General features: G+C 64.8%; 22 protein-coding genes. 9 read left to right on the top strand and 13 right to left on the bottom strand.

What is annotated here, in order from left to right:
* Positions 1 to 243: 243 nt before the first annotated feature.
* The 7 genes from HZB49_RS03530 to HZB49_RS03500 all read right to left on the bottom strand — a co-directional run bounded on the left by HZB49_RS03530 (position 244) and on the right by HZB49_RS03500 (position 4,526).
* Positions 244 to 534 (bottom strand): BrnA antitoxin family protein, encoded by a 291-nt coding sequence (locus tag HZB49_RS03530; protein WP_291609091.1) that lies wholly within the window; start codon positions 532 to 534, stop codon positions 244 to 246.
* Positions 527 to 781 (bottom strand): BrnT family toxin, encoded by a 255-nt coding sequence (locus tag HZB49_RS03525; protein WP_291609090.1) that lies wholly within the window; start codon positions 779 to 781, stop codon positions 527 to 529. Before HZB49_RS03525 ends, HZB49_RS03530 begins: the two co-directional genes overlap by 8 nt.
* A gap of 54 nt (positions 782 to 835) precedes the next feature.
* A complete protein-coding gene (locus tag HZB49_RS03520; protein WP_291609089.1) occupies positions 836 to 1,759 on the bottom strand; it encodes a 2-dehydropantoate 2-reductase in 924 nt (307 codons plus the stop codon).
* A gap of 9 nt (positions 1,760 to 1,768) precedes the next feature.
* A complete protein-coding gene (locus HZB49_RS03515) occupies positions 1,769 to 2,764 on the bottom strand; it encodes a dienelactone hydrolase family protein (RefSeq protein WP_291609088.1) in 996 nt (331 codons plus the stop codon).
* Positions 2,765 to 2,939: 175 nt separating this feature from the next.
* Positions 2,940 to 3,320 carry a VOC family protein gene (locus HZB49_RS03510; RefSeq protein ID WP_291609087.1) on the bottom strand — a complete coding sequence of 127 codons (381 nt, stop codon included), beginning with the start codon at positions 3,318 to 3,320 and terminating at the stop codon, positions 2,940 to 2,942.
* A gap of 141 nt (positions 3,321 to 3,461) precedes the next feature.
* Positions 3,462 to 3,911, bottom strand: coding sequence for a cupin domain-containing protein (locus HZB49_RS03505; protein WP_291609086.1), 450 nt, complete (start codon positions 3,909 to 3,911; stop codon positions 3,462 to 3,464).
* Positions 3,912 to 3,971: 60 nt separating this feature from the next.
* Complete coding sequence (locus HZB49_RS03500; protein ID WP_291609085.1) at positions 3,972 to 4,526, bottom strand: PAS domain-containing protein; 555 nt, start codon at positions 4,524 to 4,526, stop codon at positions 3,972 to 3,974.
* A gap of 499 nt (positions 4,527 to 5,025) precedes the next feature.
* Here HZB49_RS03500 and HZB49_RS03495 point away from each other — a divergent pair, with 499 nt between their 5' ends.
* Positions 5,026 to 5,796: a rhomboid family intramembrane serine protease gene (locus tag HZB49_RS03495; protein ID WP_291609083.1), complete on the top strand. Its 771-nt coding sequence runs from the start codon at positions 5,026 to 5,028 to the stop codon at positions 5,794 to 5,796.
* A 198-nt stretch (positions 5,797 to 5,994) separates the two neighbouring features.
* Positions 5,995 to 6,423, top strand: a complete 429-nt coding sequence (locus HZB49_RS03490) for a CBS domain-containing protein (protein WP_291609082.1) — start codon at positions 5,995 to 5,997, stop codon at positions 6,421 to 6,423.
* A gap of 5 nt (positions 6,424 to 6,428) precedes the next feature.
* Here the strand turns inward: HZB49_RS03490 and HZB49_RS03485 are convergent, their stop codons facing one another.
* Positions 6,429 to 7,472 (bottom strand): patatin-like phospholipase family protein, encoded by a 1,044-nt coding sequence (locus tag HZB49_RS03485; RefSeq protein ID WP_291609081.1) that lies wholly within the window; start codon positions 7,470 to 7,472, stop codon positions 6,429 to 6,431.
* A 228-nt stretch (positions 7,473 to 7,700) separates the two neighbouring features.
* Here HZB49_RS03485 and HZB49_RS03480 point away from each other — a divergent pair, with 228 nt between their 5' ends.
* Positions 7,701 to 8,771: a hypothetical protein gene (locus tag HZB49_RS03480; RefSeq protein ID WP_291609106.1), complete on the top strand. Its 1,071-nt coding sequence runs from the start codon at positions 7,701 to 7,703 to the stop codon at positions 8,769 to 8,771.
* A gap of 27 nt (positions 8,772 to 8,798) precedes the next feature.
* Here HZB49_RS03480 and HZB49_RS03475 read toward each other — a convergent pair whose 3' ends face one another.
* On the bottom strand, positions 8,799 to 10,070 hold the full coding sequence (locus tag HZB49_RS03475) for a serine hydrolase domain-containing protein (RefSeq protein ID WP_291609080.1): 1,272 nt from the start codon (positions 10,068 to 10,070) through the stop codon (positions 8,799 to 8,801).
* 66 nt (positions 10,071 to 10,136) lie between these two features.
* On the bottom strand, positions 10,137 to 10,700 hold the full coding sequence (locus HZB49_RS03470; protein ID WP_291609079.1) for a nitroreductase: 564 nt from the start codon (positions 10,698 to 10,700) through the stop codon (positions 10,137 to 10,139).
* 176 nt (positions 10,701 to 10,876) lie between these two features.
* Between HZB49_RS03470 and HZB49_RS03465 the strand changes: the two genes are divergently transcribed.
* On the top strand, positions 10,877 to 11,215 hold the full coding sequence (locus HZB49_RS03465) for a hypothetical protein (protein ID WP_291609078.1): 339 nt from the start codon (positions 10,877 to 10,879) through the stop codon (positions 11,213 to 11,215).
* Between the two features lie 3 nt (positions 11,216 to 11,218).
* Here HZB49_RS03465 and thrS read toward each other — a convergent pair whose 3' ends face one another.
* Entirely contained in the window at positions 11,219 to 13,240 is a 2,022-nt protein-coding gene (gene thrS / locus HZB49_RS03460; RefSeq protein ID WP_291609077.1) for a threonine--tRNA ligase, read from the bottom strand.
* A gap of 293 nt (positions 13,241 to 13,533) precedes the next feature.
* Here thrS and HZB49_RS03455 point away from each other — a divergent pair, with 293 nt between their 5' ends.
* The 3 genes from HZB49_RS03455 (at position 13,534) to HZB49_RS03445 (ending at position 16,648) form a co-directional block, all read left to right on the top strand.
* On the top strand, positions 13,534 to 14,778 hold the full coding sequence (locus HZB49_RS03455) for a hypothetical protein (RefSeq protein ID WP_291609076.1): 1,245 nt from the start codon (positions 13,534 to 13,536) through the stop codon (positions 14,776 to 14,778).
* A gap of 51 nt (positions 14,779 to 14,829) precedes the next feature.
* On the top strand, positions 14,830 to 15,996 hold the full coding sequence (locus tag HZB49_RS03450) for an MFS transporter (protein WP_291609075.1): 1,167 nt from the start codon (positions 14,830 to 14,832) through the stop codon (positions 15,994 to 15,996).
* A gap of 193 nt (positions 15,997 to 16,189) precedes the next feature.
* Positions 16,190 to 16,648 carry a hypothetical protein gene (locus HZB49_RS03445; protein ID WP_291609074.1) on the top strand — a complete coding sequence of 153 codons (459 nt, stop codon included), beginning with the start codon at positions 16,190 to 16,192 and terminating at the stop codon, positions 16,646 to 16,648.
* A gap of 63 nt (positions 16,649 to 16,711) precedes the next feature.
* On the opposite strand, the gene HZB49_RS03440 is transcribed toward HZB49_RS03445, so the two are convergent.
* Positions 16,712 to 17,038, bottom strand: coding sequence for a GrlR family regulatory protein (locus HZB49_RS03440; RefSeq protein ID WP_291609073.1), 327 nt, complete (start codon positions 17,036 to 17,038; stop codon positions 16,712 to 16,714).
* Between the two features lie 179 nt (positions 17,039 to 17,217).
* Entirely contained in the window at positions 17,218 to 18,468 is a 1,251-nt protein-coding gene (locus HZB49_RS03435) for an alpha/beta hydrolase (RefSeq protein WP_291609105.1), read from the bottom strand.
* Positions 18,469 to 18,829: 361 nt separating this feature from the next.
* On the opposite strand from HZB49_RS03435, the gene HZB49_RS03430 reads away from it, so the two are divergent.
* Positions 18,830 to 20,200, top strand: coding sequence for an amino acid permease (locus tag HZB49_RS03430; protein ID WP_291609072.1), 1,371 nt, complete (start codon positions 18,830 to 18,832; stop codon positions 20,198 to 20,200).
* Positions 20,197 to 21,408, top strand: a complete 1,212-nt coding sequence (locus tag HZB49_RS03425) for a hypothetical protein (protein ID WP_291609071.1) — start codon at positions 20,197 to 20,199, stop codon at positions 21,406 to 21,408. Before HZB49_RS03430 ends, HZB49_RS03425 begins: the two co-directional genes overlap by 4 nt.
* Positions 21,409 to 21,419 lie beyond the last annotated feature (11 nt).

Genomic DNA, 21,419 nt, shown 5'->3' with positions numbered 1-21,419 from the left:
TGCTACCCGCTCGATCAGCCAATCAGCTCGTTCCGCAACCCGAATGTCGCCGAAAGACATCTTGTGCCTCCGCCAAATAGGTCGAAAGCCCTTGAATCATATTTGCAAAATCCGGGGAATCACTTTTGGGGATCCCGTAGCAGTCAGAGAGAGGGCCAACGAGATTGCAGAACCCGGGCAAAAGCGAGCCGCGGGAATGAGGACGCTTGTTTCCAGGCCGGTGGGCACGCTAGCGGCACGCGGCTACTTGATCTTGTTGATCCGTCGCAGATCCTGATCGATGCGCGATTGCCAGCCGGGGCCGCCGGCCTTGTATTTCTCGATGACCTGGCCGGACAATCTCAACGATACCAGCTTCTTTGTCGGCGCCTTGTTCGGCCCACGGCCGCGCCGGATCGAAGCCGCCAGCTCAGGCAGAGCATCGGCAAAAGGCATTGCTTTCGACATCTGCTCCTTGGTGAGTGCCGGATTGTCGGCGACTGCATCCCAATCCTTTCGGCTGTACCCTTTTCCAGGCTTGAAGGTCTTAGCCATCAAGAAGCTTCCTTTCGTTGCGGTTCGCGCGGCGCATGCTGATGATGCTGACGCCTTCTGTGCCAAGCACGACAAAAACGACCACCACAACACCGCTGGCGAGACGCCCCACTGCGATCAACCGGTTCTCCTTGCCGGGAACGATGACCGATTGCTCGAAGAACTCTTCGTCCAGATCGGCGAAGTCGAGACCATCGTGCTTGACGATGTTGGCAAGGCGCTTCGGTTCATCCCAAACGATTTTCACAAGATTATTTTGTAGCTACGATTTAATGCAGAGTCAAGAAGGCGTTGTTCGACTTCAGCCAGCCCCGCCCTTCGCATACGGCTTCAGCATCGCATGGATCATTGCATGCGTCGGCGTCGGGATGCCGTACTGCCTGCCGAGCTCGACCACCTTGCCGGACAGCCACGGCACTTCCAGCCGGTTGCCGCGTTCGAGATCGAGCGCCATCGAGGCCTTCATCGCCGCGGGCGCATGGTTGGTGAAATCGACCACTTTCTCAACGGCATCGGCCGGCAACGCCACGCCCTTGGCGAGGCCAACGGCAACCACCTCGCGATACGCGGCCAGGAAGATCGGGCGCATGTCGGGATCGTCGCGCAGGGCGCCGATCGGCTGGCGCGCCAGCGCCATCATGCCGGCATTGCTCGCGAGCAGGATGAACTTCATCCAGAGCTCGGTGAGGATGGCCTCGCTCAGCGTGGCGTCGAAGCCGGCCTTCTGGCACAGCGCGAGGAATTTTTCCGCACGCCCGCTGCGGCGGCCGTCGAGCTCGCCGAAGATCATGCGCATGAAGGTGCCGACCTGCGTGATCTCGCCGGGCGCGGTGATGGAAGCGGAGATTTGCGCGACGCCGCCCATCACGGCAGCTTGGCCCAGGATCGGCAGCAGCCGCTCATGGGCGTCGATGCCGTTCTGCAGCGGGATGACGGCCGTCTCAGGCCCGATCAGCGGCTTGATGTGCTCGCCCGCGCTCTCGACGTCCCACAGCTTGACGCAGAACAGCACGAAGTCGACCTTGCCGATCCCTGCGGGATTGTCCGTCGCCTGCGTCGGCACCAGATGCGTGTCGCCGCGCGGGCTCCTTACTCTCAGGCCCGCGCCCTTCATCGCGGCCAGATGCGCGCCGCGCGCGATGAAGGTCACGTCGGCGCCGGCCTTCGCCAGCGCCGCGCCAAACCCGCCGCCGACGCCGCCGGCACCGATAACCGCAATGCGCATGATGTTTCCTCAGGAAGGATTTCCAAACAGCCGCGCCCAGAAGGTGAGCATGTCCTCCCTGAACAGCTCGGCTTCGCCGGGACGGCTGCCGATCTTTGCGCCCTTGCGGCCATAGCCGGCCTTGAGCGCATAGACCATCAGGTCGCGATCGACGAGCGCGGGATCGCCCCGGTCTTTGGTCGGATGAATCAGCGCGCCATCGTCGGCGATGTAGGCCGTCGGCGCCGCGGGGGAGACCGAAGCGTTGGGGACGTCGATAATCCCGGTGCCGCGATCAAAGCTGTGGTGGGCGCCGGCGATCAGCCGCATCGTGACGTCCCCTCCGGCAAGCCAGATCGCCTGGCAGTGTCCCTGCACCTGCATCGGCGAGCACCATTCATCCGCATCGCCCATCAGCACGCGCACCGAAGTCGCGCCGACGGCGGGGTCGCTGAACTGATGTCCGCTCCAGGGATAGGCGGCGAGCACACCGCGCAACCCCATTTTCTTGCCGACCACGGCATCGGCGAAACGGCGCGTCGCCGCCGTCAGCACCGCCGATCCGCCGCGGCTGTGTCCCTGCGCGCCGATGCGCGATGGATCGATCTCGGGCAAGGACGCCAGCACCTTGAACGCCGCGAGCACGTCATACGCGCTGGCCGCAAAGGAGAACTGGGTCTGGTTGGCGACGGTCGACGTGACGCCGCGCGCGGCAAAACTGTCGAGGATGAAGGTGGCAAAGCCGGCACGCGTCAGCGTTTCGGCATGTGCGACATGCGACGGCGCCACGCCAAGGCTGCCCGGCACGATCATCACCAGCGGCAGCTTTTTGGAACCGGCCGAGGCGGGCAGGAACAGCTTGCCGTCGATAGTGACCGGCGGCATGTCGCCAGGCCTGCTGATGACCTGGTGGTAGTTGAGCGGCGACGCCGAGGGGATGTCGATGTTGCGGCCCGAGATACCATCGAACGCGATGGTCTGGTCGCGGAAGCGCGCAATGGTGTCGGCTGCGGGTGCGTCGGTCATGAAAGGATCCTCTCGGCTCCCACACTTGTCATCGCCCGCGAAGGCGGGCGATCCAGTATTCCAGAGGCGATCGTGACTAAACCGATGAGCCGCAGCGTACTGGATACCCCGCATGCGCGGGGTATGACATGTGTGTGTCGGGTGCGAGCACCCAATGACTCAGGCAAGGCACCGACTACGCAGGCACCCGGTGCAATGCGCAGAGCTTGTTGCCGTCGGGGTCGCGCAGATAGGCAATGTACAGCTTCACGCCGCTGCCTTCGCGGATGCCCGGCGGCTCCTCGCAGGTCTTGCCGCCATGGGCGAGGCCGGCAGCATGAAAGGCGTTGGCGGCGTCGACGGAGTCGGCGGCAAAGCCGATGGTGCCGCCATTGGCAAAGGTCGCGGGTTTTCCGTCGATCGGCTTGGTCACCGAGAAAGTGCCGGTCTTGGTGCGCCAGAAGATGCGGTGCCGGTCGACCCGGCCCGGCGGCACGCCGAGCGTGCCCAGCAGCGCGTCGTAGAACGTCTTGGCCCGGTCGAGATCGTTGGTGCCGATCATGATATGCGAAAACATCCGAAGCTTACCTCCCATGTTGTTTCGCCGTGCGGAATGCTCCGCTGCCGGCGCCGGTGTTTTGTGGAAATCACCGTAGCGGCGAGGGTTGGGCGAGGGAAGGGCCGGAAGCGCGTGGCGCGCTTCCGGTGGCGCAAGGCCTCACGCGCTGCGGGTATGGCCCCAGGCTTCGTCCCAGTCGTTGCCGTTGGCGTCGCGGACGCGGCCGTCGGCTTCGAAGAACTTGTTCGGCACCTGGAAGATCGCGAGCATCAGCCCGCCTTTCGGGCACCAGGCGACGTGGCGGCTGCCGGCCTCGCGCCAGATGAATTCGCCGGCCTTGCATTCGATGCCCTCGGCCGGGCCTTCCTTGTCGACCAGCGAGCCCTCGAGCACGTAGGTCTGCTCGATGTTGACATGCTCATGGTCGGGCAGAACCGCGCCGGGCGCAAAGCGCATCAGGGCGGTCATCAGGCCGGTCTTGCGGTCGAACAGCAGTGTCTTCGCCTCGCAGCCCGGAAAGCGGGTCTTCTGCCACTCCATCTCGGATGGACGAACGAGGTGGGAATGCAAATCTGCGGTGTCATTGCCCTTCGGCGTGACGGCATCCATGGCGGTGCTCCCTTTGATTTTTGGGAGCATCCTACCAGCTTCGGCCTTCAATGCCAGCCGTCAGCGCAGACCCTCATAGACCATGAAGCCGCGGGCGACCTGCAGCTTGCGAATGGCGCGCGGAAGCAGCTTCTCCTGGCGGTGCAGGTAGCGGTAGGAGGTGAGGCCGAAATTCCCGAGCTTGCTGAGTTCGCTCTCGAACGGCGCGAGCACGCCGGTGAGGCTGACCGGCGCATGCGTACGGGCGGAGAACGGCAGCAGCAGCAATTCCAGATGCGCGGTCTCGCCGCTCTCCGAGGTCGCGGTGACGCCGGCGATCGCGGGCAGGGTTTCTTCCGCCACGATAGTGATCATGTCCTCGATCTCGCGGCGGGCCTCGGGCGTGAACAGGGCGGAAAAGCTCTGGTCCTTCACATCGCGGCCGAGCAGGGCGCAGACCCGGGTTCCGGCGACGCGGAAGGGGTAGCCGGCCTCCGCATCATAGGACAGGACGAATATGTCGCCGAGCAGTTCCCGCACCGCCGAAGGCTCGACGTCGCTGCGGTCGGGCGCCGGCGCGTTGCCGCGCATCTTGTCCCAATAGGCGAAAAACTCGCGGCTCGAAGGATGTTTCATTCTGTCTTGCCCCGTGGCCCGCTCGGCGGGACATACCTGTCCCGCTTTCGTGCAAGCGCCTTCCCCGTGGTTGTTGTGCAGGACGGGCTGTGCACCGTCCATGCCGCGCCAACGGTTTCCGGCAAATTGCGTCGCCTTTGCTGCGTTAAGGTAAATTTAACGATGGGGTTGGCGGGGCCGGCCTGCCTGAATAAGGTCGCACTCACTCCAGTGCGGAAGCTTTCTCCAGGTTGCGCCCGCGCTTCGTTTACACAGGTGGCGTCAAACAGTTTGGTCATCGCGCGGGGAGGGGTGGGGATGCCCCCGTCGAGCGCGACAAGATCAGCAGTCCAGGGGCGGGTGTTCTCAGCACCCGCCCTTTTTCGTGCCAAATTCCTCGTGTCCCGGACGCAGTGCAGCACGAAGTGTTGCCGGGCTAAAGCCTGCCTTTGTGCACTTGCACAGTCCGGCCAAAGCCGCCTATCTCTGCGGGTCACCCGCCGAAAGGGCCAGCACTCCCTTGGAATCCGTTCCCGCATATCAGCCGCCGCCGGATCCGCCGCACGAGCCGATCCTGACGCTGCCGGGCGCACTGACGGCCTATGTCGGGCTGATTGCGTTGATCCATCTGCGGGTGTTGTTGCCGCCGGAAGCCGAGAACTGGACCATCGACGTGTTCGGCTTCATCCCGCGCCGCTACGATTCAAACGTGCTGCAGGTCTATTTTCCGGGCGGGGCGGGGGCAAAGGTCTGGACCTTCGTCACCTATTCGCTGCTGCACGCCAATCTCAGCCACATCTTCTTCAATGTGCTGTGGTTGTTGCCGTTCGGCAGCGCGCTGGCGCGACGCTTTGGCGCAGTGCGCTTCTATGTGTTCATGGCGGTGACGGCGGCGGCCGGCGCGCTCGCCCATCTCGTCACCCACGAGCACGCGATCGCGCCGATGATCGGCGCATCCGCTTCGGTGTCCGGCGCAATGGCGGCGGCGATCCGCTTTGCCTTTGTCAGGGGCAGTTTCCTCTCCTTCAGCCGCGGCGATGCCGATGCAGCCGCCAGGGTTCCCGCACTGTCGCTGTTGCGCGCGCTGCGCAACCCGCGCGTGCTCGCCTTCCTCGCCGTTTGGTTCGGCGTCAACATCATCTTCGGCCTCGGCTCGATCTCGGTCGGCGCCGAGGGTGCGAGCGTGGCATGGCAGGCCCATATCGGCGGTTTCGTCGCGGGACTGATGCTGTTCTCGCTGTTCGATCCGGTACCGCGTACCGCCGCGGCTGCGTCATCGCGGGACATTTGACCGCGCTTGCGGCGCGGGCTGATTTCATCCATCATTCCACGACGGTGAGACGCAATACGAAGCCGGCCTGTACGAGCCAATGGCCGAGCCCGCCCGCCGTGCCCGCCACTAAACGGGCCAGAAACTGTTGTCTGAAGACTCGCGAATGTGGTCGCCCCCGGCTTTCTTGGGACGCGACCGGAATTCAGGGAGACGACAATGACCGTACGCGCGATCCTCGATACCAAGGGCCATCAGGTGCAGAGCGTCGAGCCGGGCGCAAAGCTCTCGGCCGCGATCAAGATTCTGAGCGAGCGCCGCATCGGAGCCGTGCTGGTCATGAGTCAGGGCCGCATCGAGGGCATCCTGTCGGAGCGCGACATCGTCCGCGTGCTGGGGGAGCGCGGCGCTGCCGTCATGGACGAGCCGGTCAGTGCGGTGATGACGCGCAAGGTCGTCAGCTGCCGCGAGAAGGACACCGTCAGCGAGATCATGGAGACCATGACCAACGGCAAGTTCCGCCATCTGCCGGTGGTGGAAGACGGAAAGGTGACCGGCCTGATCTCGATCGGCGACGTCGTGAAATGGCGCGTCGGCGAATACGAGCGCGAGCAGGAAGCGCTGCGCGAATATATCAAGACGGCCTGAGTTCCCTATTCGACCCTGTCGATCGGAGTCGCAGGCTCGGTCGTCTGCGGCGCGAGGATGTGGATCGCCTCCTGGATGGAGTCGATAGCGCGTTCTGCGGCACGTGCGCCATGCGCGATCAGTTCGTCGGCGCGGTGGAAATCGAACCAGCCGATCTGGCCGACGCGCGGCGAGATCAGGAGGTCCGGCGGATCGCCGGCGAGCCGCGCGCGGGTGATGCGGTCCTGCATGATATTGAAGGCGTCGACCATTACGGAGGAGATGCCGGGCCGCGCGGCACTGCCGAAAAACTCGCGCTTCATGGTACGCTCGGCCGAGAACAGCCTGCGCAGGCCGCGCCGGGGCATCTCCGGCTCCACCTCGGGCGGCGGTTCTGCCGGGGCGACAACCGAGGGACCATGCGCATGGACGGTGGTGCCGTGCGCGAACACGTCGCTGGAAACGTTGGCGGCAATCACGATCTCCGCGCCGAAGGCGCGTGCGGCCGAAACAGGTACCGGGTTGACCAGAGCACCGTCAACCAGCCAGCGGTCACCGACCAGCACCGGCGAGAAGATGCCGGGCAACGCGTAGGACGCGCGCATCGCATCGACCATGCGGCCGCGGGTCAGCCAGATCTCGTGGCCGGTGCGAACTTCGGTGGCGACGGTGGCGTATTTGATCGGCAGATCCTCGATCAGGGTGGGTCCGATGGAAGTCTCCAGTTCGGCTGCGAGCCGGGTGCCGCCGATCAGGCCGCTGCCGTTGAGGCGGATATCGAGATAGCCGAAGATGTTGCGCGGCTGCAGGCTGCGCGCCCATTCCTCGAGCTTGTCGAGATGTCCCGCGGCGTAGGCGCCTCCGACCACCGCGCCGATCGAGGTGCCGACCACGACATTGGGCACGATGCCGTGCGCGATCAGCGTCCGCAGCATGCCGATATGGGCAAAGCCGCGCGCCGCTCCGCCGCCGAGCGCCAGCCCGATTACAGGCCGGCGCGTGGCGCCGAGCCCGACCTTGTCGGGCGCCTGGTTGATATCCGAGCCTCGGCCAATCCAGATGTTCAGCACCGAAAATTCTCCTGCTCGCGCAACATAATGCCGCGCCGCTTGCGCTTCGCCACTGCAGTGCGGATGCATGGTTTATGCCCGCTGGAGGCGGCCGGGCCGGCCGAGGCGAGAATACGGGCCCAACGCGACATATTGATTAAGATTGGGACGCCCCCGGAGTTCCCCAAGAGGCGGTATCCGGGGTCACGCAGGCTTGAATTTGCCGCGTTTTCGGTGAAAAGCATGGCCATGATCTGCGGGGGTAAGCGAGTAGCCGGAGTCGGGCGAGCCAGGGGGCTCGGCGCGGCGCTTTCGGTTGCCGTCTGGCTTGTGTTCTGCCCCGGTCCGGCGTCGGCCCAGTTGTTTTCCGACCGGCCGCCCCCGGTGCCGCCGGCTTCCGTTCCGGACGCGCCGCCGGCGGGACCTGCCATGAATCTCGCGCCGCCCTCAGGCCCCGGCGCCGGCCCGAATCTGCCGCCCACGCTGACGCAGCCGACCCTGACCCAGCCCTCGATCGTCAACGCGCCGGCCGCCTTGCCGCCGCCAGGCGCCTCCACGGCGGGGCAGGCCGTGCTGTCGCTGACCGCGAAATACGGCAAGGATCTGCCTGTCATCACCAGCGGGCTGGTGTGGCGGGTATTCGCCGACAAGCCGGACGAGACCGGCACCTTCAAGCTGATCCGCGAGGAGCGCGGCGCCACGCCCAACATCGTGCTGCCGCCGGGCAGCTACGTCGTGCATGTTGCGCTCGGCCTCGTCAGCGCCACGCGCTCGGTGACGCTGAAGTCCGAAACCGACCGCGAGTCCTTCATCCTGCCCGCCGGCGGCCTGCGCATCGAGGGTCGCGTCGGCACCAGCAAGATCCCGCCGAACCAGATCTCGTTCTCGATCTACAAGGGCAGCCAGTTCGAGGCCGCCGAACGCTCCTCGCTGATTCCCAACGTCGCGGCCGGCGATGTGGCGCTGTTGCCGGAGGGCACCTACTACATCATCTCCAACTATGGCGACGCCAACTCGGTGGTGCGCTCCGACATCCGCGTGCAGGCGGGAAAACTCACGGACGTCATCATCACGCACCGCGCCGCGGTCATCACGCTGAAGCTGGTCAGTGACAAGGGCGGCGAGGCGCTCGCCAACACCGCCTGGTCGGTGATCACGCCGGGTGGCGACGTCATCAAGGAATCCATCGGCGCTTTCCCGCGCGTCGTGCTGTCGGAGGGCGAATACCGCGCCATCGCCAAGAACGAAGGCAAGGTGTTCGAGCGTCCCTTCAACGTCGTCAACGGCGTCGATGGCGAAGTCGAGGTGGTGGCGCGCTGATCGCGATCACGTCTGTCGGCGACGTCGTCAGTTCTTCGGGAATGCGTCGTAGACGAGCTTCTTGAAGACGGGTGTGATGCGCCCGCGCTCGTTCTGGGTTTGCTCCATCATGATGTAGACCATGTCGAGCTTGGGATCGACGCCGAAATAGGTGCCGCTGCCGGAATCCCATTTCAACTCGCCGATTGAACCCGGCGGCGGAGGTTTTGCGTTGCCCGGATCGGTGCGCACGCCAATCCCGAGGCCGTAACCGAAGCCGTCTCCGGGGAAGTAGTAATAATCGCGGCCGACGCCGGAGCCCGGCCCGATGTGATCGGTGGTCATGTTCTTGAAGGCGGCGGGGCTGAGATAACGGCGGCCGTCCAGCTCGCCGCCATTGAGCAGCATCTGCGCGAAACGCGAATAATCCTTGATGGTGGTAAGCAGCCCGCCGCCGCCGGATTCCCATTCGGGGTGAGCGAGACGATCGCGCTCGGCGTCGATCAGGATGGTGTCGCTGGGCAGCGGCCGGGCCATCCGCGCCTGCTCCTGCGGCGTCCGCAGCACGAATTTGGTGCTGGTCATGCCGAGCGGATCGAAGATGCGGCGCTTCATGAACTCGTAGAGTGTCTGGCCGGATACGACCTCGATGACGCGGCCGAGCACGTCGGTGGAATGGCCGTAGCGCCACAACGTTCCCGGCTGACGCGCCAGCGGCAGTCCGGCGATGCGCTCGGCGAATTCCCTGTTGTCGAACTGGCCGGCGAAGATATGTGCGTCCTGATAGGCCTTCTCGACCCACTTGCCGCCGATATAGTCGTAGGTGATCCCCGAGGTGTGACGCATCAGGTCCAGGATCGTGACGGGACGTATCGGCGGCACCAGTCTTACGGTGTCGGTGCCGTCGGGATTCCTGATGTCCATTCCCGCTTTCACTCTTGCGAAGGACGGAATGTATTTCGAAAGGGGATCGTCGAGCGCGATCTTGCCGTCGTCGACCAGCATCATGGCCGCGAGGCTGGTGATCGGCTTGGTCATGGAATGGATGGCAAAGATCGTGTCCGGGCTCATGGGCGTCCCTGTCCGGACGTCCTGGACACCAAAGCCCTTCAGGTAGAGAGGTTTGCCATGCTGCTGGACCAGGATCATGGCGCCAGGCAGCTTCCCGGTTGCAACTTCGTTGGCGAAGAAGGCCGTGATGGCTTCGAGCTTGTCCGGCGCAGGGGCGGGGGCATCGCTCGCCTGGGCCTGATCGATGGCGCCGGTTTCGAACGTGCCGGCAACGGCCAATGCAATGAGAACGACGCCAAGGCGCTTCATCCCGGTTCCCTCCTGCCGACGCATCAAGGGGGAAGGAACTGCGTCCGTCAATCTTGCGGAAGTTGCCTAGAACCGCGTCACGATGTCCGACAGCGCCGGGCGCGGGCGGTCTTCGCCCGCCTTGGTCACGTTGCCGATGTGGATGAGGCCGACGAGCTTTTCATCCGGCTTCAGGCCGAAGCCGTCCAGCACGTCGCGGTCGAAGGCGAACCAGCCGGTCAGCCAGCAGGCGCCATAGCCGAGCGCGGTCGCTGCGGTGACGATGTTCATGGCGCTGGCGCCGGCGGAAAGTTCCTGTTCCCAGGCCGGCACCTTGGGATGCGGCCTGGTGAAGCTGACGATGCCGATCACCAGCGGCGCATCGGTGAGGCGCTTCTTCTCGACCTCGATCTCGGCGGCGGTGGCTTGAGGATTTTTCCTGGCGAACACGCCGGCAATGACCTCGCCGCCGCGGACCCGCGCATCGCCCTCGAACACGATGAAGCGCCAGGGGGCGAGCTTGCCATGATCGGGCACGCGCGCGCCGATGGTCAGGATAGTCTCCAGTTCGGCCGGCGAGGGGCCGGGACCGGTCATCTCGCGCGGCTTCATCGAGCGGCGGGTTTTCAGGAGTTCGATCGCGTCAGGCATTGAGAACCGCAGGGTTGGAGTCTTGATGCAGATATCTGCATCTGAGAGGCGATGGCAAGATGCCGACTTTATTTGCATTCCAAGCCGGCGGAGGTGCACCCGTTTGATCTCGCGCAAGGATTGACGCTGCGCGCCCTATATTTTGGCAAATATCGCCATCCTTTCGGAGGTCCGCAATGCCCAAACCGAAAAAGCTGGAGTTGAATGTCGTTCGCCTTGCGCCCGATGTGACCGCCCACGTCGATATCTGGGCGGCCGCCCATGCAGTCGATCGTTCGGTCGCCATCCAGCGGCTGGTCGAACTCGGACTGAAGGCGGAAGCCGAGAGCGCTGCGATGGCCCATCACTTGCTCGACGACCGTGCGATCGAGGCCCGGGCTGCAGACCAGATCGGGCTGTTGATCGACCCCGAAACGCCGGAAGAGGAGCGCGAGCGGCGCATTCACCGGCTGACCGACGGTCCGCCGGAATTCGTCGACTTCCGCATCGACCTGCCGGGGCGACGGCCGCACTGAGCGTCAGGTCGGCCCTCGCGCCCGCTTCACATCCGGCGGCGTCGCCTCGTCCACCAGGGCCGCGATCGCTTCGGCGGTGGGCAGGACCTTCTGTCCCTCGCTGCCGAGGCGGCGCACCGAAACCGAGTGCGTCTCGGCCTCCTTCTTGCCGACGGCAAGGATCGCGGGGATTTTCGCCAGCGAGTGCTCGCGGACCTTGTAGTTGATCTTCTCGTTGCGCAGGTCGATCTCGACCCGCAAACCCGCGCGCCGCGCCGCTTCCACCACCTTCCTGGCGTATTCGTCGGCTTCCGAGGTGATGGTGGTGACCACTGCCTGCACCGGCGCGAGCCAGAGCGGGAAGTTGCCGGCATAGTGCTCGATCAGGATGCCGATGAAGCGCTCCATCGAGCCGCAGATCGCGCGATGCACCATGACCGGCGCCTTCTTGCCGCCGTCGGCGTCGATGTAGAACGCGCCGAACCGTTCCGGCAGGTTGAAGTCGACCTGCGTGGTGCCGCACTGCCAGTCGCGGCCGATGGCGTCGCGCAGCACATACTCGAACTTCGGCCCGTAGAACGCGCCTTCGCCCGGGTTGATGGCGGTCTTGATGTAACTGCTCTGCGACTGGATCTGGTTCAGCACGGTGGCCATCACGCGCTCGGCGTGGTCCCACATCTCGTCGGTGCCGACGCGCTTCTCCGGCCGCGTCGACAGCTTCACCGTGAGCTCGCCGGTGAAGCCGAAATCGGCATAGGTGGAGAGGATCAGCTCGTTGATCTTGAGGCACTCGTCGGCAAGCTGCTCTTCGGTGCAGAACACGTGGGCGTCATCCTGCGTGAAGCCGCGCACGCGCATCAGGCCGTGCATGGCGCCCGACGGCTCGTAGCGATGCACCACGCCGAATTCGGCAAGCCGCAGCGGCAGGTCGCGGTAGCTCTTCAGGCCGTGCTTGAAGATCTGCACGTGGCCGGGGCAGTTCATCGGCTTCAGCGCAAACCAGCGCTTGTCCTCGGCTTCATCGCCCGCCGACTGCGCCGCGAACATGTTCTCGCGGTACCAGTCCCAGTGACCGGAGGTCTCCCACAACACCTTGTCGAGGATCTGCGGCGCGTTGACCTCGCTGTAGTCGCCGGTCAGCCGCCGGCGCATATAGGCGATCAGCTGCTGGAAGATGGTCCAGCCCTTCGGGTGCCAGAATACCACGCCCGGGCCTTCCTCCTGGAAGTGGAACAGGTCGAGCTCGCGGCCGAGCCGGCGATGGTCGCGCTTCTCGGCTTCCTCGATCTGCCTGAGGTAGGCGTCGAGCTCTTCCTGCTTCGCGAAGGCCGTGCCGTAGATGCGCGTCAGCATCGGATTGTTGGAATCGCCGCGCCAATAGGCGCCGGCCACCTTCATCAGCTTGAAGGCGTTGCCGATCTTGCCCGTCGAGGTCATGTGCGGGCCGCGGCAGAGATCGAACCAGTCGCCTTGGAAATAGATCTTGATCGGTTCGTCGCCGGGAATGGCGTCGACCAGCTCGACCTTGAAATTCTCGCCCTTGTCGCGGAACACCTGTTTCGTCTTGGCGCGGTCCCAGACCTCCCTGGTGAAGGGCTGATCGCGCGCGATGATCTCGCGCATCTTCTTCTCGATCGCGGCAAAGTCTTCCGGCGTGAACGGCTCGTTGCGGAAGAAGTCGTAATAAAAGCCGTTCTCGATGACGGGGCCGATGGTGACCTGCGTGCCCGGCCACAGCGACTGCACGGCTTCCGCCAGCACATGCGCACAGTCGTGCCGGATCAGTTCCAGCGCGCGCGCATCGTCGCGGGCGACGAATTCGATTCTCGCGTCGTTCTCGATTGCGTCGTTGAGATCGCTCAGCGTGCCGTCCAGCGCCATCGCCACGGTGCGCTTGGCGAGCGAGGGCGAGATGCCCTTGGCAATATCGAGGCCGGTGATGCCCTTGGGAAATTCGCGCTTGGCGCCGTCGGGAAAGGTGACGTGGACCTTGTTCACGGGCTCGACGGGTTTGAGATTCGTAAGGGAATACTTGAAGTCGCTCATCAGTCTCTCCTGTGGCTCACTCCTGCGGACCAACGCAGGTAAGCGGGAACTGGGCCCGGTATAGCAGGCGATTCGGGCGGCGCAATCCGGGATTCTCGCCAATTCAAGATGAAACACGGCCGATTGAGGGGGATCGTCCAAGGGACGCCGCCACGATGAGGCGGACCATGACTCGCCACGGATTTGTGACAGCATTTTTGACTCCGAATTTCCGAGCACCCACCGGTTGCCGCAGGCCGGCCGCCTTGTTAGCGTCGCAAATCGGCGCAATCGCCGTCGTCTGAAGACCGTTCATGATGCTCAGCGCATTCATTGTCGCCATCCTGATCCTGCTCGACGCACCGGCGTTTGCGGCACCTGGCCCGGCGCGGCGCGTGCCCCTGGCGACGCACCCGGCGCCGATGGTGTTCTATGTGGCCAAGGGCGCACCCGACTCCTGCGGCCGCGGCTGCGACAGCTGGATTGCGGTGGAGGGGCAGGTCGACGGTGCCGCCGCCTTACGCTTCAAGAAATTCCTGCAACAGGCCGGCAACCGCGACCTGCCGATCTATCTCTCGTCGCCCGGCGGCAATCTCGATCAGGCGCTCGCCATGGGGGCGATGTTGCGCGAACGCCGCGCCACCGCGCGGGTCGGGCGCACCGTGGTCAACGATTGCGGTTTCGAGGCGCAGGACAGCGTTGCCTGCGTGAAGCTCAAGCAATCCGGCCGCCTGCTGCGTGGAGATCTCTTCACCCGCGGCGCCAACTGCAATTCGGCCTGTCCCTATCTGCTGCTGGGTGCGACGAACCGCGAGGTTGCACCCGATGCGCTGCTTGCGGTGCATTCCGCCAAGGTGGTGGTGCATTTCCGCGGCGGCGTGCCGCCTGCCGAGGTGCGCGCGGCTGCCACCGAGCGCGGCCGGGAACGCGCCGACCGCATGCTGTCGGCTTACATCGTGAAGATGGGAGCGGATATCGGCCTGTTCGATCTCGCCCGCTCCATCAAGTTCGAGAGCCAGCATGTGCTGACGCGCGAGGAGATCATGCGCTTCGGCATCGACCGGCGCGAGATCGCGGAGACGCCCTGGAAATTCGAGAACAGCGTCCGCAGCATGGTGAGCAAGGCGGCGGCGGTGCGCGAGGAAGGCGGCAAGGCCTGGCGGCTGTCGCAATGGCGGATCATCTGTTCCTCGAACGAGCAGTTCGAACTGAATTTCCAGCGCCCGGCGCTCGTCTCCGGCTCGACACTGCCGACGGTCGCGATATCCGGAGTGGGCCCGTCGCCGCAGCACTTCAATTGGCCGCCGGCGAAGCTGCAGGGATTTGAGATCTGGGGGCTGCGCATGACGAGCGCCTCGGTGCAGAGCCTGGCCGCCGTGCCGCAGTTCGAATTCATGGAGTCGGTGCAGGCCGCGGACGGGCGGCGCGTGGCGCGCGCTGCGAAATTCTCCACCGAAGGCCTGGCCGGCGCGCTGACGACGCTGGCTGCGACTTGTCCGCCGCCCAGGAACATCGTGCTCCGGCAGACCGTCGGCGCGCAGGAGAGCGCCGCGAAATAGAGGGAACGCGCACCCTGTTCATCGGCGCCCGCCGGCCATAGATGCGATTGCATGGATACTCGCCCCGCCGCCGCGCGCCGCTTCGCTCCCACCGCCCTGATGCTCGGCAATGTCGTCACCGGCTGCGCGGTGCTGGCGCCGGCGGGCATGCTGAAGGAATTGTCCGAAGGCCTCGACGTCAGCATCCGCACCGCGGGGCTTCTGATCACGTTCGGCGCCATCGTGCTGTGCGTGGGATCGCCGGTCACGGCCTGGCTCACCAGTCGGGTCGAGCGGCGCATGCTGCTTGCGGCGACGCTCGCGGTCCTCGCGGTGACCAATGTCGCCTCGGCCTTCGCGCCCGACTATGCGAGCCTACTGGGCTTGCGGCTCGCGATGCTCGCCATCGGCGTGATCTATACGCCGCAGGCTGCCGGCACAGCGGCGATGATCGTGCCGGAAACAAGGCGCGGCTCCGCCATTGCCTATGTCTTCCTCGGCTGGTCGCTGGCGGCTGCCGTCGGCCTGCCGCTGATCACGCTGGTCGCCCACCGTTACGGCTGGCGCGCGGCCTATGGCGGCATCGGCGCGCTGGGCGTCGTGAGCTTCCTGCTGTTGACGTGGCGGCTGCCGGGCGGGCTGTTCGGGGCGCCCGTGGCGTTGCGGACCTGGCTTGATCTTGCGCGCAACCGCCTCGTCGTGCTGCTGCTCTTGATCACCACGCTCTATATGTCCGGCCAGTTCGTGATCTTCACCTTCATGGGGCCGCTGCTCGCCCGGCTCACCGGCGCAAGCGCCGACGCCATCGGTCTGGTGTTCGCGATCTATGGCGCCTTCGGCTTCGTCGGCGTGGCGGTCGCGACCCGCATTGTCGATGGCTGGGGGGCCTACCGTACCTCGGTGCTGTCGATATCTCTGGTGCTTGCCGGCATTGCGGGCTGGGCGCTGACCGCGGGCAATTACCTGTCGATGGCCTGCTCGGTCGCGGTCTGGGGGCTGGGTTTTGCTTCCAGCAACTCGATGCAGCAGGTGCGCCTGGTCGCCGCGGCGCCGTCGCTCGCATCCGCGTCCGTCTCGCTCAACACGTCGGTGCTCTATATCGGGCAGGCGATCGGCTCGGCGGTCGGCGGCATCCTCTACGGCGGCGATCTCCTTTACGGTGCAGGCTACGTGGCGGCGGTCTTCCTGGCGTCGGCGCTTGTCACCGTCGTCCTGACCCGGCCGCGCACGGCCGGATAGGGCGCGGGGGCCGTCACAACCTGCAACGTGACAAGACGCCCGCCGCATGCTTTCCTCAGCTCTCAAGGGGGAGGCGATCAGGGAATCGCCGGGACGCAGGCGCCGCGGGGCGATTTCGCCATTTGGCCTCAATCGGGCGCATATTCGTCGCATTGCCTTCCATCCCGTTGGGTCAGGACGAAAGCGAAGCGAGATGAAAAAGATTCTGGTGATTGCTGCGCTGCTGTATTCGGCCGCCGCCATTGCGCAGACCAGCGAGCCGGCCAAGCCCCCGATGGTGGGCGACAAGCCGCTGGTGCAGGTCAAGCCGAAGGGCGCGGCCAAATCCAAGGATGCGTCCAAGGATGCTTCCAAAAATGCGTCCAGGGATGCGCCGCCGGCGGATGCGGCCAAACCGGCCAAGTCGGCCAAGTCGACCAAGGGAGCCGGCAAACCGAAATCGATGGCGCAGCGGTTGCAGGCCTGCCTCGACATCGACGACGGCACCAAGGACCGGCTGAATTGCTATGACACCGTGATTGCGCCCAAGCCCAATCCAAAGGCCAAGGCGCCGGTGAAATCCGTCACCGAGTGCGGCGGCTTCAAGGACGAAGAGGAGCGGCTGACCTGCTTCAACGGCTTCGCCGAAAAGCTGCCCAAGCTGCCGTCCTGACCGAACCCGACATCGAAACGGCGACCGCTCGGGAGTAGCCTCCGCTCGCGAGCGCCCCGTGCGCTAATCGCTGATCCAGGTCAGGATCGCCTTGAAAGCGATGCCCGGCAGCTGCAGGGCGGTGCCCTCGAAGTCGACCATGCCGCCGTGCTCGGTTCCCCGTAGCGTCAATGTGATCATGTCGGTCCCGAACAGCGGCCGGAACGCCGGATCGGGATTGTGCCGCTGGGTCGAAACCTTGACCTGGATGCCGTCGTTCCGGTCGACATAATTGCCGGTGAAGGCAAACGCGGAGTTGCCGCCGCGCAGCTTGCCTGCCGTGGCGTAGATCACGCCGGTGCCGGTGCCGTGCACGGTGTGAAACTCGACCTTGTACAAGCCCTCGCGCAACAGCCGTCCCCAATGGCAAAACACGTTCAAATCAACGCATTCAGTAAAGGTTGCAGCCTAGGGCGTGCGCAACGTACCGACAATGCCCTGTGTCGCCTTTGACGGAGACATCAACATCACATCTCGGATGGAGGTATGATAGGGCGTGTTCGAGGCGCCCTCTTCGGTATTTCTACGGATCAGCGGCTCGCGCTCGCCGACGATGGCATGCTCGCATAGCGCGCGGATGTCGGCGCCGTCGCCATCTTGATCAGGACGTCCTTGACCGGATGCTCGGTCCAGGCCTGCGTGACGTAGCTGCGATGGGTGACGCCGTCGCGCGTCTGCACGAACACGACGCTGCCGGGGCGCAGCGGGCCGTCCATCTCCTCGCGATAGGAGATGCCCTTTTCACGCAGCATGGCCATGAGCTCCATGTCGCGCCGCTTGGTGTAGCGGGTATACGAGCTGATGAAGAAGCCGTTGCGATTGTTCTCGATCCAGTTGGCGAACTTGTCGAGCTCGCCATAGACGGCATCGAGCAGGATCACGCCGGCGATGCGCTTGGTGATGCCGCCGACCTCGAGGCTCCAGGCGGTCGGCAGGAAGCCGCCGCTGTAGCCGACGATCACGATCGGCATGTTGGCGAAGGTCTTTGCAGATTTCGGATCGCCATAGAGGCGGGTCAGATGGGCCACCGATTCGTCCATGAAGCGCTTGAAGCCGTTCGGCTGCCAGAACTTGCCGGCGCTGGAATCGGCGGCATCGACGGCCATCTGGGGCGCGAGCAGCACGGCGTTGACGCCGGAGTCGGAAATCTGCTGCGGCACCATCTGGCGGTCGCGCACGTCGCGCTCGAGCGTGGCGCCATTGCCATGGAAGAACACCACGATCACGCCCGGCTTCTGCGCATCGAAGTGCTCGGGCACGTGCACCAGCACGCGGCTGTCGTTGTAGGTCTCGTCCTGCCAGTAGACCTTGCCGGAATAGCTGCGATGGCCGCGGCGTTCGCCCTTGGCGATGTTGAGGAACGGCGCTTCCGAGCGCGGGTTCTCGCCGAAATAGGGGAAGGCGGAAGACTTCATGCTGACCAGCGTGGTCAGATCCTCGCGCGGGCGCTCCAGCGGCAGCGTCGGCGCGTAGGACGCGACGCGGTAGGACGAGGGCGCGGGCATAGGCTCGGGCGTGATCCTCTCGGTGCGCACCGTGCGCTGCCGCGCCGGCTCGCCGCGCGACGACCATTTGATGCTTTCAGACTCGCTGGGGAAACGATCCTTGAACTGCGGGGAGGGGAAACGCTCCTCGAACGAGTCGCCGCCGGTGGCGTGCACGTTCGCTGCGAGCGTTGCGGCCGGCGGCGCCTTGCCGCACTGAACCAGCAGCGAGGACAGCGGCACGAACACGGCGAGGAGGGCGAGCGCGCGCCAGCGCGGCGACATGCCGAATGGCATCGCCGGAACAGCGTGTTCGTGCGTCGTCGATTTCGGATCGACCCCGATCATCCACCCCCCAAAAAACCACCGAACGGCAAGCTGGACCGGCCGGCGTTTAGGCGACGTTAAGAATCCGGACGAACTCCCCATATCCGGACCCCCGAAATTGAACATGGAATCGTGTCCTGATTGTGGGAAGCGCCTTTTTGTTTGCGCATTACCGCGAATGATCAGGAAGATGGTCGGGCTCGCTTTCGGTATCTAAATACCAAAATCGGCGTTTGATTTAAACCTTTGTTAACATTGCTTGAACTGGCGGGCGCGAGCCTGCACCATTGACGCGAATCCCGGGCGCGATGCCCCAAAGGCGTGGACCGATATGGCGGCATCAGAAGCGGGGGGCGCGGCCGCGCCCGGCCGACCCACAGGCGGGTCAACCGTCTCGCTCTGGGTGGCGGCTGCCATCGTGGTTGCCGACATGGTGGGCGTCGGCGTCTTCACCAGCCTCGGTTTCCAGGTCAAGGATATCCCCAGCGGCTTCTCCATCCTGCTGCTCTGGACGCTCGGCGGCATCGTGGCGCTGTGCGGCGTGTTCTCCTATGGCGAGCTCAGCGCGATGTTTCCGCGTTCGAGCGGGGAGTACAATTTTCTCGGCCGCACCTATCACCCGGCGTTTGGCTTCGTCGCGGGCTGGGTGTCGGCGACGGTCGGCTTTTCGGCGCCGGTTGCGCTCGCCGCCATGGCCTTTGGCGAATATGGCCGCTCGATCCTGCCGAACGCGCCGCCGCTCGCGCTCGCCATCGGCGTGGTCTGGCTGGTGTCGTTGATCCAGCTCACCGGCATCCGGCATTCCTCGACGTTCCAGATGATCGCCACCATCATCAAGGTGGTGCTGATCGTCGCCTTTCTCGGTCTGGGCTTCGTCATCGGCACGCCGCAGCCGGTCTCCTTTGCGCCGCATTCGTCCGACTTCACCTACGTGCTCAGCGCTCCCTTCGCCATCAGCCTCGTCTTTGTGATGTATTCCTTCTCGGGCTGGAACGCGGCTACCTACATCATCGGCGAGATGAAGCTGCCCGAGCGCAACGTGCCGCGCGCCATGCTGATCGGCACGCTGATCGTACTGGTGCTCTATGTGGCACTGAACGCGGTGTTTCTGCATACCGCGCCGATGGACAAGCTGGCCGGCCAGCTCGACGTCGCCCGCATTTCCGGCAGCCACATCTTCGGCGAACTCGGCGGCCGCATCGTCGGCGCCATGATCTGCATCGGCCTGATCTCGTCGATCTCGGCCATGATGTGGATCGGGCCGCGCGTGATGATGACGATGGGGGAGGACATCCCTGCGCTGAAGGTTTTCGCCCGCCGCTCGCCGAGCGGCGCGCCGGCCTATGCCGTCCTGTTCCAGGTCGTCGTGGCGAGCCTGATGCTGTTCACTCGCAGTTTCGAGGCGGTGCTGGAGTTCATCCAGTTCTCGCTTCTGTTCTGCTCGTTTTTCGTGGTGCTCGGGGTGATCAAGCTGCGCATCACCCACCCGGACCTGCCGCGGCCCTATCGCGCCTGGGGATACCCGTTCACGCCGCTGGTTTTCCTGCTCGTGACCGGTTTCATGATGTACTATCTTCTGACCACCCAGCCCAAACCGTCATTGCTAGGTCTATTGATCATGCTTTCAGGCCTGCTGATCTACGCCGTTTTCCGCAAGCAATCCGCCAATGGCCCCGCGGCCGCATCTCCGGGTCGTGAATGAAACTGTTTCGATCACTTGCATCAGCAACGCTCGTAGCCGCCCTGATGCTGGCGGCCGCCGTTCCGGCACGCGCCGCCGAGGTCACCGCCGACGACACGGCGAAATTTCTCGCGGGCATGCAGCCGTCGGCGGATTCACCCCTGCTGCCGCTGACCAAGGATCCGTCCTGGCAGCGCCACGCCCGGTTCTTCGACAACGCCTTCGGCCAGCTCGAGCAGCGCCAGCTCTCGAAGATCCGCGCCTGGTCGGAAACCCATCTCGCCGCGCCCAAGCCGACCATGTTCTACATGTTCTCCGGGCCGGACTTCCTCTATGCCAACGCCTTCTATCCGAAGGCGACCACCTATGTGCTGAGTGCGCTGGAGCCGCCGGGGCAGGTGCCCGACCTGACGAAACTGCCGCGCGGCGCCATCGGAGCAGCGCTCTACAATATCGAGCATTCGCTGGGCTCGATCCTGTCCTTCAGCTTCTTCATCACCAAGCAAATGAAGACCGATCTGCGCGCCGGTCAGATGGGCGGTACGCTACCGGTGCTCTACGTGTTCCTGGCGCGCTCCGGCAAGACCATCAAGAGCGTCACCCCGATCGCGCTCGACGCCGAAGGACAGGTCAAGACCGGCAACGAGAATCCCGGATCCAACGCGCCGCGCGGCGCGAAGATCACCTTTGCCGGCTCCGACGGGGTGGAGAAGACGCTGTATTACTTCTCGACCGATCTCTCCAATGGCGGCATCAAGTCGAGCGGATTCCTTAAGTTTTGCTCGACGCTGGCGCCCGGCAACAGCCTGATCAAGAGCGCGTCCTATCTCTTGCATTCCGGCAACTTCACCACGGTGCGCGACTACATCCTCGCCAACAGCGCCACCGTCATCCAGGACGATTCCGGCGTCCCGCTGCAGTACTACAGTTCGAAGCAGTGGCGGTTCTTCCCGTTCGGCAGGTACAACGGACCGATCGGCGAATTCCCCGGCCGGTACCAGCAATCCTATGCCGAACTGTTCCGTAAGGCTGAGCCGATCAATTTCGGCATCGGCTATCGCTGGCGGACCAATGATTCGAATTTGCTGCTGTCGGTGCGGTTGCCGAACGACGGGACGGCTCCGGTGGAGACCACGTCGTCGGCCGAGCCGCCTCCGCCGCCACCGCGCCCGAAAAAGCCGAAGCCGCCGCCGCCTGCGCCGCGCGGCTTCCTGTTCTTCGGCCGCTAGTCCGCTTCGCT

Origin of the sequence: Bradyrhizobium sp., from assembly GCF_016219575.1 — a bacterium.
GTDB lineage: Bacteria > Pseudomonadota > Alphaproteobacteria > Rhizobiales > Xanthobacteraceae > Bradyrhizobium.
The sequence above is the reverse complement of the archived record's forward strand: the minus strand, read 5'-3'. Positions and strand labels throughout refer to the sequence as shown.